Origin of the sequence: Scandinavium sp. (assembly GCF_036271055.1) — a bacterium.
Taxonomy (GTDB): Bacteria; Pseudomonadota; Gammaproteobacteria; order Enterobacterales; family Enterobacteriaceae; genus Scandinavium.
This window is the reverse complement of the sequence record NZ_DATBBJ010000078.1, coordinates 193566-210482: the sequence shown is the minus strand read 5'-3', so window position 1 is coordinate 210482 and position 16917 is coordinate 193566. Positions and strand designations below refer to the sequence as shown.

18 protein-coding genes are annotated in these 16917 nt (G+C 50.5%); 13 read left to right on the top strand and 5 right to left on the bottom strand.

Going from position 1 to position 16917, the window contains the following annotated elements; translation table 11 throughout:
* Window position 1 precedes the first annotated feature (1 nt).
* Complete coding sequence (gene hemB, locus VH187_RS17595; protein ID WP_329702750.1) at window positions 2-976, bottom strand: porphobilinogen synthase; 975 nt, start codon at window positions 974-976, stop codon at window positions 2-4.
* A 390-nt stretch (window positions 977-1366) separates the two neighbouring features.
* Between hemB and VH187_RS17590 the strand changes: the two genes are divergently transcribed.
* Both VH187_RS17590 and VH187_RS17585 read left to right on the top strand, forming a co-directional pair.
* A complete protein-coding gene (locus VH187_RS17590; RefSeq protein ID WP_329702749.1) occupies window positions 1367-4177 on the top strand; it encodes an autotransporter outer membrane beta-barrel domain-containing protein in 2811 nt (936 codons plus the stop codon).
* Window positions 4178-4249: 72 nt separating this feature from the next.
* Entirely contained in the window at window positions 4250-4867 is a 618-nt protein-coding gene (locus tag VH187_RS17585) for a helix-turn-helix domain-containing protein (protein ID WP_329702748.1), read from the top strand.
* 4 nt (window positions 4868-4871) lie between these two features.
* Here VH187_RS17585 and ampH read toward each other — a convergent pair whose 3' ends face one another.
* A complete protein-coding gene (gene ampH / locus VH187_RS17580) occupies window positions 4872-6029 on the bottom strand; it encodes a D-alanyl-D-alanine-carboxypeptidase/endopeptidase AmpH (RefSeq protein WP_329702747.1) in 1158 nt (385 codons plus the stop codon).
* A gap of 379 nt (window positions 6030-6408) precedes the next feature.
* On the opposite strand from ampH, the gene sbmA reads away from it, so the two are divergent.
* Window positions 6409-7629 carry a peptide antibiotic transporter SbmA gene (gene sbmA / locus VH187_RS17575; RefSeq protein WP_329702746.1) on the top strand — a complete coding sequence of 407 codons (1221 nt, stop codon included), beginning with the start codon at window positions 6409-6411 and terminating at the stop codon, window positions 7627-7629.
* Window positions 7630-7643: 14 nt separating this feature from the next.
* Window positions 7644-8753 (top strand): DUF1615 domain-containing protein, encoded by a 1110-nt coding sequence (locus VH187_RS17570; RefSeq protein WP_329702745.1) that lies wholly within the window; start codon window positions 7644-7646, stop codon window positions 8751-8753.
* Here VH187_RS17570 and VH187_RS17565 read toward each other — a convergent pair.
* Entirely contained in the window at window positions 8744-9046 is a 303-nt protein-coding gene (locus VH187_RS17565) for a DUF2755 family protein (RefSeq protein WP_329702744.1), read from the bottom strand. The genes VH187_RS17570 and VH187_RS17565 overlap by 10 nt on opposite strands.
* A 277-nt stretch (window positions 9047-9323) precedes the next feature.
* Between VH187_RS17565 and VH187_RS17560 the strand changes: the two genes are divergently transcribed.
* Window positions 9324-9542 (top strand): DUF2754 family protein, encoded by a 219-nt coding sequence (locus VH187_RS17560; protein WP_329702743.1) that lies wholly within the window; start codon window positions 9324-9326, stop codon window positions 9540-9542.
* 36 nt (window positions 9543-9578) lie between these two features.
* Here the strand turns inward: VH187_RS17560 and ddlA are convergent, their stop codons facing one another.
* On the bottom strand, window positions 9579-10679 hold the full coding sequence (gene ddlA / locus VH187_RS17555; RefSeq protein WP_329702742.1) for a D-alanine--D-alanine ligase: 1101 nt from the start codon (window positions 10677-10679) through the stop codon (window positions 9579-9581).
* Window positions 10680-10979: 300 nt separating this feature from the next.
* Here ddlA and VH187_RS17550 point away from each other — a divergent pair, with 300 nt between their 5' ends.
* From VH187_RS17550 to psiF, 3 genes are all read left to right on the top strand, one after another.
* On the top strand, window positions 10980-12182 hold the full coding sequence (locus VH187_RS17550) for a multidrug efflux MFS transporter (protein WP_329702741.1): 1203 nt from the start codon (window positions 10980-10982) through the stop codon (window positions 12180-12182).
* Window positions 12183-12377: 195 nt separating this feature from the next.
* On the top strand, window positions 12378-12638 hold the full coding sequence (gene iraP / locus VH187_RS17545; RefSeq protein WP_329702740.1) for an anti-adapter protein IraP: 261 nt from the start codon (window positions 12378-12380) through the stop codon (window positions 12636-12638).
* Window positions 12639-12804: 166 nt separating this feature from the next.
* Window positions 12805-13125, top strand: a complete 321-nt coding sequence (gene psiF, locus VH187_RS17540) for a phosphate starvation-inducible protein PsiF (protein WP_329702739.1) — start codon at window positions 12805-12807, stop codon at window positions 13123-13125.
* A 50-nt stretch (window positions 13126-13175) separates the two neighbouring features.
* Here psiF and proC read toward each other — a convergent pair whose 3' ends face one another.
* Complete coding sequence (gene proC, locus VH187_RS17535; protein ID WP_329702738.1) at window positions 13176-13985, bottom strand: pyrroline-5-carboxylate reductase; 810 nt, start codon at window positions 13983-13985, stop codon at window positions 13176-13178.
* 113 nt (window positions 13986-14098) lie between these two features.
* Between proC and VH187_RS17530 the strand changes: the two genes are divergently transcribed.
* The 5 genes from VH187_RS17530 (at window position 14099) to ppnP (ending at window position 16900) form a co-directional block, all read left to right on the top strand.
* Window positions 14099-14557, top strand: a complete 459-nt coding sequence (locus VH187_RS17530; protein ID WP_329702737.1) for a YaiI/YqxD family protein — start codon at window positions 14099-14101, stop codon at window positions 14555-14557.
* A gap of 254 nt (window positions 14558-14811) precedes the next feature.
* Window positions 14812-15369, top strand: a complete 558-nt coding sequence (gene aroL / locus VH187_RS17525) for a shikimate kinase AroL (RefSeq protein WP_329702736.1) — start codon at window positions 14812-14814, stop codon at window positions 15367-15369.
* Window positions 15370-15408: 39 nt separating this feature from the next.
* On the top strand, window positions 15409-15600 hold the full coding sequence (locus VH187_RS17520) for a YaiA family protein (RefSeq protein ID WP_329702735.1): 192 nt from the start codon (window positions 15409-15411) through the stop codon (window positions 15598-15600).
* Window positions 15601-15854: 254 nt separating this feature from the next.
* Window positions 15855-16532, top strand: a complete 678-nt coding sequence (locus tag VH187_RS17515) for an AroM family protein (protein ID WP_329702734.1) — start codon at window positions 15855-15857, stop codon at window positions 16530-16532.
* A gap of 83 nt (window positions 16533-16615) precedes the next feature.
* Window positions 16616-16900, top strand: a complete 285-nt coding sequence (gene ppnP, locus VH187_RS17510) for a pyrimidine/purine nucleoside phosphorylase (RefSeq protein ID WP_329702733.1) — start codon at window positions 16616-16618, stop codon at window positions 16898-16900.
* Window positions 16901-16917 lie beyond the last annotated feature (17 nt).

Below are 16917 nucleotides of genomic sequence, written 5' to 3'. Positions count from 1 at the left end.
ATTAACGCAGGATTTTCTTTTCGGCGAGATCGAGGGCGAAATAGCTGAAGATCAGGTCAGCACCCGCGCGTTTAATCGCGCCCAGGCTTTCCAGAACCACTTTCTCTTCATCAATCGCGCCTGCCTGAGCTGCAAACTTGATCATCGCGTATTCCCCGCTGACCTGATACGCGCCAATCGGCAATTCAGTGCGTTCGCGGATATCACGCAGAATATCGAGATAGGCGCCTGCCGGTTTCACCATTAAGCAATCTGCGCCCTGCGCTTCGTCGAGCAGCGACTCGCGAATCGCTTCACGGCGGTTCAGTGGGTTCATCTGATAGGTTTTACGATCGCCTTTCAGCGCGGTGCCAGCGGCTTCGCGGAACGGGCCGTAGAACGATGAAGCGAATTTCGTGGAGTAGGACATGATGGCTGTGTCGGTAAATCCGGCCGCATCCAGAGCCTGACGAATGGCCTGAACCTGTCCATCCATTGCTGCGGAAGGCGCAATGAAATCTGCCCCTGCCGCCGCCGCAACGACCGCCTGTTTACCGAGATTTGCCAGCGTTAAGTCATTATCCACGCCGTGATCGCACAGTACGCCGCAATGGCCGTGCGAAGTGTATTCGCAGAAACAGGTATCCGACATAACAATCATTTCTGGCACGGTCTGCTTACAAATGCGGGACATGCGCGCCACCAGGCCATCTTCTTTCCATGCATCGCTACCGGTGGCGTCGGTGTGGTGAGAAATACCGAAGGTCATCACCGAACGAATACCCGCGTTGGCAATGCGTTCAATCTCACGGGCAAGGTGCTTTTCCGGGATACGCATGACGCCAGGCATCGCTTCGATGGCCTTATAGTCATCAATTTCTTCTTCTACAAAGATAGGCAGCACCAGATCGTTAAGGGTCAGTGATGTCTCTTCAAACATGGCGCGCAGCGCAGCGGATTTGCGCAGGCGGCGAGGGCGTGTTGTCAACTCTGTCATGATAGGCCTGATGTTAATGGGACAATCAGAACAGTTTATCCGATTTATTAGCCAGATGTTTCACTAAAGTGGTGGTTATGTCTTTGAGATGTTCTCCGGTTATCGAAAAATTATTGCCCTGGAAATAACAAATGAAATTGTATTGTTTAATGAAGGTATTAATATGAATATTATATAAAGGCTGGTTGTTTTATTTGCATGATAAATATCTTTAGGTGATTTTGATTATTTCTTCTTGTTTTGTTTATTAAGCTTGATGAGATTTGTCCGTATTCGAACTTTTCAAAGAGAATAATTGAACTTTCATGTAACAGGAAAGCATAATTCCTCCGCAAATTTAATTTGTATTGATGGATCAACATAAATTACGTCCCTGAGGAGGGATGACGAATGCACTCGTGGAAAAATAAACTTGTCGTATCACAATTAACCGTAGCCTGCGCATTAGCAATCGCTTCTCAGGCAAATGCGGGCACCGATATCTCTAATACCACCTATGAGACTTTTACCCACTTTAATGACGCGACCACGGCCGATGGCGTCTACTACCAGGGGTACGTAGGCTGGAATAATTACGATACGGATAGTCTCTATAACGGTGATATTTATCCTGTTATTAATAACTCGGTCGTTAACGGCGTTATTTCAACCTACTACCTTGATGATGGCCTTTCATCAAGCACCAATCAAAATACACTGAATATTAGCAATAGCACTATTCACGGTATGATTACATCTGAATGTATGACAGCAGATTGTGATAATCGTACTGCGGAGGGGTATGTTTACGATCGTTTATCATTGAATGTTGATAACTCAACGATTGATGATAATTACGAGCATTATACTTATAACGGTACTAATGCTGATGGTACGGCTGATTCTCATGTTTATGATGTTTATAATCTGGGTACTGCCATTACACTTGATCAGGAAGTTGACCTGACTATTCAGAATAACTCTCATGTCGCGGGTATTACGCTGACTCAGGGTTATGAGTGGGAAGATGTTAACGATAATACCGTGGATACCGGCGTAAACAGCAGTGAAGTGTTTAATAACAACATCGTTGTTAAAGACTCGGTCGTGACGTCCGGTTCATTGAGTGACGAAGGCACCGAAGGCTGGTTTGGCCGCACAGGTAACGCCAGCGATTATGCGAACGAAATGACCGCAGATGACGTCGCACTGGCTGTTATCGCTAACCCTGCTGCCGATAACGCGATGCAGACGACGGCGACGTTCAGCAACTCTACGCTGACCGGTGATGTTGTATTCTCAAGCAACTTTGACGAAAACTTCTTCCCGAACGGCGCAGATTCCTACCGTGATACGGATTCAACCCCTGATACCAACGGCTGGGATGGCACTGACCGCCTGGATCTGACCCTTGATAATGGCAGCAAATGGGTCGGCGCAGCGATGTCGGTTCATCAGGTTGATACCGATGCTGATGGCATTAACGACAGTTTTGCTGCTGGCACCGATGCCACCGCAACACTGTATGACATCTCGGCAAACAGCCTGTGGCCGAGCTCGACGTACGGCATTGATAATACCGATACGGCATTCAATGAAGATGGTCACGTTGTGGGCAACGAGGTTTATCAGAGCGGCCTGTTTAATGTCACCCTGGATCATGGTTCAGAGTGGGATACCCGCAAAGCGTCGCTGATCGATACCCTTACCGTGAACAATGCTTCTCAGGTGAACGTTGAAAGCTCTGATCTGGTCTCTGATAGCATCACGCTGAACAACGCATCTGACATGCAAATTGGCGATAACGGCTTTGTTGCGGCTGACAGCGTTAATCTGAACAGCTACAGCACCCTGAGCCTGACGGAAGAAACCGCTGAACTATATGCAAATAGCGTAAACGTTGACGGTAACGCGCAGTTGAATCTGGGTCTGGGCCAGTTGGACACGGCTGATCTTCAGTTGACCAATGGCGGTACCTTCAACATCGACAGCCGCGACTACGTTCTTAACGGCGACATGACCAATGGTCATACCAACGACCGTTCTCAGGCGAATTACGGTTACGGTGTTGTCGCGATGAACTCAGATGGTCATCTGGCTGTGAATGGCGATGTGGCAGGTAACTACAAAGTTCGTATTAACAATGCGACCGGTGCCGGTTCTGTTGCCGATTACAAAGGTAACGAACTGATTCGTGTTTATGACAATAATGCGGATACCTCAGCAACCTTTACTGCGGCAAATAAGGCCGATTTGGGTGCCTACACCTATCAGGCCAAACAGACCGGCGATACCGTTGTTCTGGAACAGCGTGAGCTGACTGATTACGCTAATATGGCGCTGAGCATTCCTTCTGCGAATACCAATATCTGGAATCTGCAACAGGATACCCTGGGAACACGTCTGAGCAACGCACGTCATGGCCTGGCTGATGACGGCGGCGCGTGGGTGAGCTACTTCGGCGGCAACTTCGACGGCAACAATGGCACCATCAATTACGATCAGGATGTCAATGGCATCATGGTCGGTCTGGATACCCAGATTGACGGTAACTATGCCAAGTGGATTGTCGGCGCTGCGGCAGGCTTTGCGAAAGGTGACATGAGCGACCATTCAGGTCAGGTTGATCAGGATAGCCAGTCTGCCTATATCTACTCTTCTGCTCGCTGGAACAACAACGTGTTCCTCGATGGCAACATGAGCTACAGCCACTTCAATAATGACCTGACCGCGAACATGAGTAACGGTGAGTATGTTGACGGCAGCTCTGCTAACGATGCCTGGGGCTTTGGTCTGAAACTGGGTTATGACTGGAAATACAACGCGGCGGGTTACGTGACTCCGTACGGTTCAATTTCAGGTCTGTTCCAGTCTGGTGATGACTATCGTCTGAGCAACGACATGCGTATGGATGGTCAATCTTATGACAGCATGCGTTATGAACTGGGTCTTGATACCGGTTATACCTTCAGCTACAGCGACGATCAGGCACTCACTCCTTACTTCAAACTTGCCTACGTGTATGACGATGCTGGCAATGATGCGAATGTAAATGGTGATAATATCGATAACGGCGTTAAAGGCTCAGCGGTTCGCGTTGGCGCTGGTGCGCAGTTTAACTTTACCAAGAAGTTCAGCGCTTATTCAGATGCTAACTACCTGGGCGGCGGCGACGTTGACCAGAACTGGGCGGCAAATGTTGGCGTGAAATATACCTGGTAATTAACCAAAAGCAGGGAACAATGTTCCCTGCTTTATTATTAACATGACTTTGACACAGGATGTGACACTTGCATGTTGGCTGTAAAACCCCTTTCCGCATTTGATGCACTTGATCAACACTTTTTACCTTTGGCTTCAATCCTAACGCTTTCTCCCCAGGATACGCTAAACCTCCACACTAATGGGTCTGTCGTGACTGTTGTGCGCGAGGGAATATTCAAAATAGAACGGGTTCAGGAAGATATTCTGGTCGCGATCAGTTCTTCTCCATTGATTCTTGGATTACCTGAGTTATTTGAGGCAAGAGGTGAGGATTATCAGCTTACTGCGCTGACGCCATGTGAGGTTTATCAACTCGATGGATTGCAATGTAGGAGCCTATTGGATCAGCACCAGCTATGGCGTGAGGCTTTTCACTGGGTTAGCTGGATCTACAAAGCACAGGAAGTTCGTGATGCTCAATTGATTGGCAAAAATTCCTATAGCCAAATCAGAGCTACGTTGCAGGTGATGTCAGAGTGGGATATTTCACTGCGTGCCAGGGTGGGTGTGATGCACTATATCCAACAACGCACTCATATTTCCCGTTCGGTCATTGCTGAAGTGCTTGCTGCATTGCGTGCCGGAAATTATATCGAAATGAATAAGGGCAAGCTGGTGTCAGTAAACCGCTTGCCTCTTGAGTATTGAAATCTTAAGAAGCGGGAACAACCAAGGGTTTATTACCGCTGAGTTCCGCCACTAAATCGTTAATACCATCGCTCATATTGATAAAGCGTGTAAGTGAGGAACGCGTCACGACCACGAACGCCCCAACATTATGCTCAGGGATCATGGCCATGTAAGTGATGAATCCGCCACCGCCGCCGGTTTTCTGAATAATTCCCGGACGCCCGTTTTTCGGTGCCATATAAACCCATCCCATGCCAAGCGCATCCGCTTTACCCGGTACATCCATACCAATCACACGCGTTAACTGGCTACGCTGATAGATAAGCGTCTGCATCCGATCGGCTTGTTGATTGCGGGTATAAAAGTCAGAAGAGAGGAACTGTTGCATCCAGCGCATCATGTCGCCAGGTGTAGAGTAAACGCCGCCGCTACCAATCGCCGCCAGTGTGTTATTGCAAGGACTGGCTCCTTTCTGTGCGACCATCAGGCGCTGACACTGATCGGGTGAAGGCGTAAATGTGGTGTCCTTCATACCCAATGGGCGAGTGATTTGCTCTTCAAACAACTGCGGGTAGGGTTTTCCTGCTGCAGTGCTCAGCGCATCGGCAAGAAGGTCAAATGCCAGATTCGAATAAGCCGCCTGAGTGCCTGGTGCCTTAGTTAACGATGCAGTGGTAAGCCAGTTCCACCGCTGATTGTGGGTTGGCCAGACGAAGACCGGACGGTGCGCGGCACCCCCTGGTTGCTCACGCGGCAGGCTGCTGGTGTGCGTCGCAAGATTCACCAATGTAATGGGCTTACCCTGGTATGTCGGCACGCTGGCACCGGGTGGTGCATATTTACTCAGCGGATCGTTGAGTTTCACCGTGCCTTGATCTAACAACTTCACCAGCATTTCACTGGTCATCAATTTGCTCAATGAAGCAATGCGTATGACGGAGTCCAGCTGCGGATGAACATTGTTCCCAGGGCGGGTTTCCCCGAAGCTGCGAAACACACGCTGGTTACCGTCAATCACCACCAAAGCCATGCCGGTAGCGCCGCTGCCGTAATAGATATGATTGGCGTAACGATCGACAATGTCTGACGCGAAAACCGGATCCGGAGAAGTTTGTGCGGCCTGAGCCACAGGTAATGATGCAGCACACAGCGCGGCAAGAAGGAGCAGACTACGTTTCAAGGAAAGCATCCATGAATTGAAATGAAAAGTTAATGCGTATTTATACTATTAAACGGCCGCTTGCAAAGCGCCTTTACGAGGGTTTTTCGCAATAAAAACGTAACGGCGGGTAAATCTGAATATTTTTCCTACACTCCTTTACGCGCTTTTGTGAACTCACGCGTATGATACTCTCCACCTTCACAGACAGTTACGGAGCAAATGATGTCGGTGAAACTCGTGGAAACAATTGTGGCTCAATGGTCCGCGAACTAAGCCTTTTCTCCCTGGTCTCATTTGACGTTCACCCAGCGTGACTTTTTGCTGCGGCTGCTGTCGCGGCGGACTTCCTGGTTACACAGCAACCTTAAAACGATAAGAATTTAGCAGGAGAGCATGTATGTTTAAGTCTTTTTTCCCTAAGCCGGGACCCTTTTTCCTTTCGGCTGTGATTTGGGCACTGATCGCTGTGGTTTTTTGGCAGCTTGGCGGTAGCCACTGGTTGCAGCAAATGACGGGAGCCTCGGAAACGGTTCCCGTTAGCGCGTCGCGATTCTGGTCACTGAATTTCTTTGTTTTCTACGCTTATTATCTGTTTTGTGTTGGCGTGTTCACTCTATTCTGGTTCGTTTATTCGCCTCATCGCTGGCAGTACTGGTCAATTCTCGGAACCTCGCTGATTATCTTTGTGACCTGGTTTAGCGTTGAGGTGAGTGTCGCCATCAACGCCTGGTATGTGCCTTTTTGGGATCTTATTCAGCGCGCGTTAAGTAAACCCGGCAGCGTCTCTATCAGCCAGCTTTACAGTGAAACTTCTATCTTCTTGACCATCGCGTTGATTGCTGTGGTGGTAGGGGTGTTGAACCTGTTCTTCGTCAGCCACTACGTGTTTCGTTGGCGCTCGGCGATGAACGAATACTATATGAGTCATTGGCAGCGCCTGCGCCATATTGAAGGTGCCGCACAGCGTGTGCAGGAAGACACCATGCGTTTTTCGACAACCCTTGAGGATATGGGGGTGAGTTTGATTAACGCGGTAATGACGTTGATTGCCTTCTTGCCCGTTCTGGTTGCTCTCTCTCCACACGTGCAGGACATGCCGATTATTGGGCATGTTCCTTATGGTCTGGTACTGGCCGCGATCGTGTGGTCGATTTTAGGCACCGGTATCCTGGCGCTGGTTGGGATCAAATTACCTGGTCTGAATTTCAAGAATCAGCGCGTCGAGGCGGCTTATCGTAAAGAGCTGGTGTACGGCGAAGACGATCCGGCACGTGCGGCGCCACCGACGGTGCAAGAGCTATTTTCAGCGGTTCGACGTAACTATTTCCGCCTTTATTTCCACTACATGTACTTTAATATTGCACGCATACTGTATCTGCAGGCAGATACAGTCTTCGGTCTGTTCCTGCTCTTCCCGTCTATTGCCGCAGGTGCCCTGACGTTAGGTATCATGCAGCAAATTCTGAGTGCGTTTGGCCAGGTCAGCAATTCATTCCAGTACTTGATCAACTCCTGGACCACGCTGGTGGAACTGATGTCCATCTACAAACGTCTACGCAGTTTCGAGCGAGAGTTGGACAACATGCCAGAGCAGGAAGTCACACAATCTTTTAGCTAAAACAGGGAAGCACGATGGCGATAGCCACAACACGCAAGGTTTCAACCTCACTTACGCTGCTCGCCGGATTGATTCTGGCGGGTTGTACCAGCCAAAAGCCGGTATTGAAAGAAGGCGAAAAACCGGTGGATGTTGCCACCGTGGTTCGGCAGAAAATGCCAGCCAGTGTAAAAGACCGTGAAGAATGGGCGCAAAGCATCGCCAGGGCGTTTGAGAGCCAGAAGCTGGCGCCGACCGAAGAAAATGTCTGTTCGGTGCTGGCGGTTGCGCAGCAGGAATCGAATTATCAGGCCGATCCGGTCGTGCCGGGGTTAAGCAAAATCGCCTGGCAGGAAATCGATCGCCGCGCGCAGAATATGCATGTCCCGGTTTTTTTGGTCCACACGGCACTGAAAATCACCTCGCCAAACGGAAAAACCTACAGCGAACGCCTTGATACGGTCAAAACCGAAAAGCAACTGAGCGCCATTTTTGATGACTTCATTGGTATGGTGCCGATGGGGCAAACGTTGTTTGGTTCGCTAAATCCAGTGCATACCGGCGGCCCGATGCAGGTCAGCATCGCCTTCGCGCAAGCACATGAAAACGGTTATCCGTGGAAAATGGAGGGCACTGTGCGTCAGGAAGTGTTCTCTCTGCGGGGGGGACTGTGGTTTGGCACCTACCATCTGCTCAACTATCCGGCGAGCTATTCCGCACCCCTGTACCGATTTGCGGATTTCAACGCGGGTTGGTACGCCAGTCGCAATGCGGCATTCCAGAATGCTGTCAGCAAGGCGAGTGGTGTGAAGTTAGCGCTGGACGGAGATTTGGTTCGCTACGACAGCGATGAACCCGGGAAAACAGAAATTGCGGTGCAGAAGCTGGCGTCTAAATTGTCGATGAGTAACAGCGAAATCCATCAGCAATTGAAAAAAGGCGACAGCCAGGCGTTTGAGGAAACGGATTTGTACCGGGGTGTTTATAAACTGGCACAAGCGAAAACCGGAAAGGCGTTAGTGCACGAAATGCTGCCAGGGATCCAGCTTGAAAGCCCGAAGATCACGCGTAATCTCACCACCGCATGGTTTGCAAAACGTGTGGACGATCGCCGGGCTAACTGTATGGCGATGGGTCAGAAATAACGACGCCAGCGCATAATAAGGCCAACCACGCCAAGCACCGCGCAGCCAACAAGGAAGGGAACCAGTCCAAACAGTGTGCCGACGGCCAGCCCAATTTCTACACGTGGGCGGTCACTGTCCTGCACCTGCATTAAATGCTCAAACACGCCCGGAGCATGGACCAGCAGGTTTAACAGCTGCGCGCCCGCCCAAAAACAAAACAGGACGAACAGCGCATAAGCGATATTACCTGGTGTGGAGGATTCCTTTTTTTTCCCGGCAATAATCGCCCTGGATAAGGTGAACTCAGTCATAACGACCTCCTGATACTACTTTCACTCTGACTCTGTCAGTCTTCTTTCTGCTGGCAGATGCCAGAATCTATTGGAACGAGTGTGACAGTAGATGGTGATTGTCAATATCAGATTCGTGGTAATTTGACTCAGAGAATGCTCTTATTTTGGTTTTTTACCGCCTGCGTCACAAAGTCGTTCCTTAAGTGAAATCAGTGGGTGTTAAATATTTGCTAACCACCGCGCAGACGGCTACGTGGGAATGTGCGAGGATAGTGTTTTCATTTGCGGAGTTGTTATGAAACTGCCTGATAAAATTCGCCGCGACTGGCACTACTATGCGTTTGCCATCGGCCTGATTTTTATACTCAACGGTGTGGTCGGGCTGTTGGGCTTTGAAGCGAAGGGCTGGCAAACTTATGCCGTCGGGATGGTGACGTGGGTTATCAGTTTCTGGCTGGCGAAGTTTATTATTCCGCGTCGCCCGGTTGAAGAAAAAGAGACGACAGAGGCGTAAAACGGGCCGTGTTATCACGGCCCGATTAGCAGAAAACTACGCGTTCATGGTGGTTTTCAGCGCCGTATTCGCCTGATGACGTTCCAGTGCCAACTCAATCAGGCGAGTGATCAGACTGGTATAATCCAGACCGCTTGCCTGCCACAGTTTTGGATACATGCTGATATTAGTGAAGCCCGGCAGCGTGTTGATTTCATTAATGATGACGTCATTTTCTGCGGTTAAAAATACATCCACGCGCGCCATTCCACTGCAACCCAATGCCTGATACGCCTCAATTGCCGTCTGGCGAATTTTATCGTTTACTGCTGAGTCAATGGCGGCAGGGACCACCACTTTCGCACCGTTGCCGTCGATGTATTTCGTGTCGTAAGCGTAAAACTCGCTATTCAGCACAATCTCGCCGCAGGTGCTGGCCTGAGGATCGTCGTTGCCGAGTACAGCACATTCGATTTCGCGCCCGTTAATGCCGGTTTCCACCACCACTTTATGGTCAAACTCGAATGCCAGCGCGACGGCTTGCTGGTACTGCTCTTCGGTTTTCACTTTGCTTACACCTACGGACGAACCCTGGTTGGCTGGTTTGACGAACAGCGGCAGGCCCAGTTTCTCTTTCACGTCAGCGAAGCTGAATTTCTCTCGGTTTGCTCGGGTTAATGTTACGAATGGCGCAATTGCCAGCCCGGCATCGCGCAGCAGGCGTTTGGTCACGTCTTTATCCATACAGGCCGCAGAGCTCAGCACGTCGGAGCCCACAAACGGCAAATTTGCCATACGCAGCATGCCCTGCAAGGAACCGTCTTCGCCGAGCGTACCGTGCACAATCGGGAAAATAACGTCGATGGCAGGCAGCGCTTCACCGCTTTCGGCGTTAATCAACTGCTCTGACATTTTTCCGGGGATTTGGGCCAGCGTAATGTCGGAAGGGCGCAGGGCAATTCGGGCCGGATCTTGCGCGTTCAGCAGATAGTTACTGGCATCGTTAATATGCCATTGGCCCTGCTTATCAATGCCCAGCAACACCACGTCAAATCGCGTCTTATCCATCGCTTCGACAATGTTCTTTGCCGACTGCAAAGAGACTTCATGTTCCGCTGATTTACCGCCAAAGACGACCCCAACCCGCAACTTAGCCATTTCCACATCCATCCACAGAAAATACAAAGCCGATACCATAGCACGTCAATTCAGTCGCTTCTGCCACAATCTTAGTTTTGCCACAGCGGAAAATATTCTGCTGCTTTGGTTGTCATCCGGGCGCTACGGCGAGCATAACCCTCTGCAAACTACGCCATTTTTCGTGATATAAATCACACTGATGCAAAATGGTAAAATAAAACACCAAACTCCCTTTGAACGCACCTCGCGCCATACAAGCAGACTGCGTGCTTGCTATGCTGGACAATACACACCAAAAACGAATGAATACGCGTAGTTATGGAATCCTGGAAGGTTAACCTTATTTCCGTCTGGTTTGGCTGCTTCTTTACCGGTCTTGCCATCAGTCAAATCCTGCCTTTTTTGCCGCTGTATGTCTCCCAACTTGGGGTGACGTCGCACGAAGCCCTGTCAATGTGGTCCGGTCTGACGTTCAGCGTGACGTTTCTGGTTTCCGCCATCGTTTCCCCAATGTGGGGCAGTCTTGCTGACCGAAAAGGGCGCAAACTGATGTTGCTGCGCGCGTCTCTCGGGATGGCGATTGCCATTCTATTACAGGCGTTTGCCACTAACGTCTGGCAGCTGTTTATTCTGCGGGCGATCATGGGGCTGACTTCGGGCTACATCCCGAATGCCATGGCGCTTGTGGCGTCACAAGTGCCGCGTGAACGCAGTGGCTGGGCATTAAGCACATTGTCGACGGCGCAAATCAGCGGCGTGATCGGTGGGCCGTTATTGGGTGGTTTTCTCGCGGATCACGTGGGGCTGCGCGCCGTGTTTTTCATTACCGCGATCCTGTTAACGGTCAGTTTTTTGGTCACGCTGTTTTTGATTAAAGAAGGCGCTCGTCCGCAAATTAACAAAGCCGATCGGCTTAGCGGCAAAGCGGTGTTTGCTTCTCTGACTTATCCTGGCCTCGTGATTAGCCTCTTCTTCACCACGATGGTCATTCAGTTGTGTAATGGATCCATCGGGCCCATTCTGGCGCTATTTATTAAATCGATGGCACCGGAAAGCACCAACATTGCGTTTCTTGCCGGGATGATCGCCGCAGTGCCAGGGGTTTCAGCGCTAATGTCAGCGCCTCGGCTGGGCAAACTCGGCGACCGTATTGGTGCGCATCGCATTCTTTTAGCCACGCTGTTTTGCGCTGTGGTGATGTTCTTCGCGATGTCTTTTGTCACCACACCTTTTCAACTGGGCGTACTGCGTTTTCTGTTGGGCTTTGCCGATGGCGCGATGTTACCGGCGGTACAAACTCTGCTGCTTAAATATTCCAGCGATCAGGTTACCGGGCGTATCTTCGGATATAACCAGTCGTTCATGTATCTGGGCAACGTTGTCGGGCCGCTGATTGGCGCTTCGGTATCAGCGATGGCAGGCTTCCGCTGGGTATTTGTGGCGACCGCTATCGTGGTTCTTATCAATTTGGTGCAGCTCGCCATTATGTTGCGCCGACGCCAGCGAATTCCCCTTAATTAAGTCGCTAACTCTGTGGGGGTAGAATATTAATTATTGCTGCCCCCAATCTTTAGTAGGGCTTAATCCTTTGAGAGAAACGTTTCGCTACCAATTCTATTTGCATAATCCGGATTTTATAAAATAATTCTTATACCGGCTATGCATTACGGATCATCGGTGCTACCGTCTCAGGCATTCTCATAAGGAAGTCTCGCCATGAAAAATCTGATTGCAGAATTGTTGGTTAAGCTTGCAGAAAAGGAAGAAGAATCAAAGGAGTTGGTCGCTCAGGTAGAGGCGCTGGAAATCGTTGTGACCGCGCTGCTGCGGCATATGCGACAGCCAGAACAACAAGCATTGATAACGGATATTGAAGCCGCGCTGGATGAAGCCAAACCTGCATTACAGGTTCCAGAGCACGATACCGAATTACTGCATCAGTATATAAAAAAGCTATTACGGCATCCGCGTAGTTAAAGCGTGTGCCGTATTGTATGGCGGCGATGAATGTTGTCGTCGTCGCTATTTCACTCTTCTTTCAGACGTTATTCACTGTGTTTTATCGTTAATTTCGCCCGCGAAGGTGGTTTTTTTCGTATCAGCGACCAGACTTATTGAGATCCCCTCACAGAAGGATGGTGCAATGAAAATAACATTACTGGTTACCCTCATGTTCGGTCTGGTGTTTCTTACCACGGTGGGGGCAGCAGAAAAAACGATGACCCCGCAACAACAGCGAATGACCACCTGTAATCAACAGGCGACGTCAAAAACGCTGAAAGGCGATGAACGAAAAACCTACATGAGCGACTGTCTGAAAAACAGCAGTTCTAAACCGGCGGAAAAAAGCCTGACGCCGCAACAGCAAAAAATGCGTGAATGTAATGCCACCGCCACTCAGCAATCGCTGAAAGGTGACGATCGTAATAAATTCATGAGCGCGTGTTTGAAGAAAACAGGCTAGTGTTGATGTGAAATAGCGGGTGAACCGTCAAAGCAGTTCACCCGTAATTGTCAGGCTTTGCTCAATTTCTCTGACTTTTCCATGCAACTGACCATTGCCTCGATCACGGCTGAGCGGAAACCTTTTTCCTCCAGCACGCGAACTGCTTCAATCGTCGTGCCGCCTGGCGAGCACACCATATCTTTCAGTTCACCCGGATGAATGCCGGTTTCCAGCACCATTTTGGCTGAGCCCATCACCGCCTGAGCAGCAAATTTATAAGCCTGCGCACGTGGCATACCGCCCAGAACAGCGGCGTCTGCCATCGCTTCGATAAACATGAACACATAGGCCGGGGCAGAACCGCTGACACCCACAACCGGATGAATCATCGGTTCGGCGATCACTTCGGCTTCACCAAAGCAGCGGAAAATCGTCACCACATCGGCGACCTCTTCGCTGGTGACCAGCGCGTTTGGCGTGACGGACGTCATCCCGGCTTTCACTAAAGACGGTGTGTTTGGCATCGCACGAATAATTTTACGATCGTGACCGAGCGCGCGGGCGAGTTGATCCAGCGTAACGCCTGCGGCAATCGAAACGACCAGCGTGTCTTTATTGAAGCTGGATGCGACATCGCCCAGCACTTTGGTCATCATCGCGGGCTTCACCGCGCCGAAAACAATATCGGCGACTTGTGCGACCTCTTGCGCGCTTTGCGCCTCGTTGATGCCATACTGATCGTGCAAGGCCGCGACTTTGTCCGGCGATGGCGTATAGACCCAAATTTGTGCGGGCTGCACCTGGCCGCTGGCGAGCAAGCCACCAAGAATGGCTTTGCCCATATTACCGCAGCCGATGAATCCGATTTTCTTATCCATTCTGTCTCTCCCTCAGCGTTTTTTTGATAATGCGTATTAGCTTATCATCTTGTGGCTTTGCCGGGAGAAGAAAGCAGGCGACAATACCCCGGTCATTTTATTCAGGAGTGAGTATGCAGATTTGGGTTGATGCGGATGCGTGTCCGAATGTGATTAAAGAGATTCTGTTCCGCGCAGCAGACAGAACGCAAACGCCGGTTACGCTGGTGGCGAACCAGAACCTGCGCGTGCCGCCTTCGCGTTTTATCCGCGCAATGCGCGTTCCGGCGGGGTTTGATGTCGCCGATAACGAAATCGTGCGTCAGTGTCAGCCGGGCGATCTGGTGATCACCGCTGATATTCCGCTGGCAGCGGAAGTGCTGGAAAAAGGCGGTGCGGCACTGAATCCACGCGGCGAGCGCTACAGTCACGCAACCATCCGTGAACGGCTGACGATGCGTGATTTTATGGACACGATGCGTGCCAGTGGGATCCAGACCGGCGGTCCCGACAGTTTATCCCAACGTGATCGCCAGCAGTTTGCCGCAGAACTCGACAAATGGCTGCTGGCGCTTAAACGCGGACAGAATTAATCAGGCGGTCGCTGCTTTTGCCGCCGGGCAGGCTTGTCAAACGCGGGTTATGTCATGTAAGGTTGTCGCAACAATCAGTGACATTATTTCTTTACACTCCATTGCGATAAACTCACCAATCAAGATAGCTAAAGCGTGAGGGTGTCATTCTAGGGTGTCATTTTTATTTTACACTTACGTGCGTACTAGTTTGATGATATTATCATCAGCTTATTCGCACGGCCTGTATTACCGCAGTACCAGGGGGATTTTCAGTGACGACACAGCCTATTTTTCTTATCGGCGCCCGCGGCTGCGGTAAAACCACGGTCGGGCAAAAGCTCGCCGAAACCTGCAAGTTTGCATTCATCGACACCGATCTTATCCTTCAGCAGCGCGCACAAATGAGCATTGCCGATATTGTGGCGAAAGAGGGCTGGCCTGCGTTTCGGGCGCTGGAAACCAAGACACTCCAGTCCGTCGCTGAGCCGCAATCCGTGATAGCCACGGGCGGCGGTATCATTCTGGCACCCGTGAATCGTGAATTTTTGCGTGCGCAGGGCATTGTGATTTATCTGAAAGCACCTGTCGCAGTGCTTGCCGGGCGTCTGGAAGCTTTCCCGGAAGAATCACAGCGTCCAACGCTCACCGGCAAACCCATCAGCGAAGAAGTGCGTGAAGTATTGGCCCAGCGCGATGCGCTGTACCGAGAAACGGCCCATTTCACCGTCGATGCCGCCTGTGAGCCGGATGATGTCGTCGCACAAATTTTGGCGTTAATTTCTGCCGCTCGCGCATCTTCCGCTCCGCTAAATTCGGCAACGGCTGGCTAGCGCCTATACTTAAAGCTCTGAACCGCAAGAGGAAGAGCTATGCCGTCAAATCCCCCTTATCCACGCCAGGCCCGTATTGTCACTGTTGAAAAAGGTGAACCGGGCCAGTCAGTAACCTGGTACGAATTACGTGCCGACCACCCAAAACCAGACTCGCTTATTAGCGAACACCCCACAGAGGCAGAAGCCCTCGACGCCAAACGGCGTTATGAAGATCCTGGTAAATCCTGATACCCCCCATTTTTAAGATGAAACGCCTGCTCAGAGCGGGCGTAAATCACACTTTTTAGCTAAACTAAATGTTAATAAAACGTTAAGCTCAAGATATTGCTGGAGTGAACTGGAGCTATCTGGAATCTTTACAAACAGCCTGAAAGGGAAGCTGCTACGCTTCTGAACGGTTGTTTTCTTAGCCATCCAGGGGGCTGTCAGTCAGCGGTAAGCCTGTATTGAAGCAGTGATTGTCGTGATAAAAGGTAAATAACATGAGTGCGACTTTGGCGATTCTTACCATCGGAGTGGTCCCGTTGCGTGAGGTGTTGCCGCTATTAACAGAGCACATCAAGGAAGATCAAATTACCCATGTCAGTCTTTTGGGCAAAATGACACGCGAAGCGGTCATGGAAGAATACGCCGTCGATGACGAAGAAGAGGCTCTCATCACTCTTCTGAATGATAACCAACTGGTTGAAGTCTCACGCAAAAAGGTCGAGCGCGATTTGCAGTCAGTGGTTGAAGTGCTGGATAACCAGGACTTCGACGTTATTCTCTTTATGAGTACAGCGCCGATCAAAGGCCTGGTTGCCCGCAACGCCATTCTCATCGAGCCACAACGCATTATTCCGCCGCTGGTCAGTTCTATCGTGGACGGGCATCAGGTGGGCGTTATCGTTCCGATTCCCGAACTGATGAAAGCGCAGCGCAGTAAATGGCAGGCGTTGCAGAATCCCCCGCGCTACGCGCTGGCGAACCCTATTCATGGTTCGGATGAAGAACTCATTGCCGCAGGAAAACAACTGCTGAGCGAAGGGGCAGACGTGCTGATGCTCGATTGCCTGGGCTTCCATCAGCAACATCGCGATCTGCTGCAAAAAGCATTAGATGTGCCTGTCTTGCTGTCGAATGTACTCGTAGCAAGGCTTGCAGCGGAACTGCTGGTTTAATCTCACTATTTTGCGTGACAGCTTGCTGTCACGCCCCCTATATTGGTTTTGTACACAACGACAAAACCAATAAGGATCTGTTTATGCTTCAAAGCAATGAGTACTTTTCCGGGAAAGTGAAGTCCATCGGTTTTACAAGCAGCAGCACAGGTCGTGCCAGCGTAGGCGTAATGGCGGAAGGGGAATATACCTTTGGTACGGCGCAGCCAGAAGAAATGACTGTTGTGAGCGGAGCGCTGCACGTGTTGTTACCGGGTGAAACAGAGTGGAAAACCTACACCGCAGGCCAAGTGTTTAACGTCCCGGGCCACAGTGAATTCCATTTACAGGTAGCAGACCCGACCTCTTATCTCTGCCGTTATCTGTAAAAAATAGGCCTTCCTGT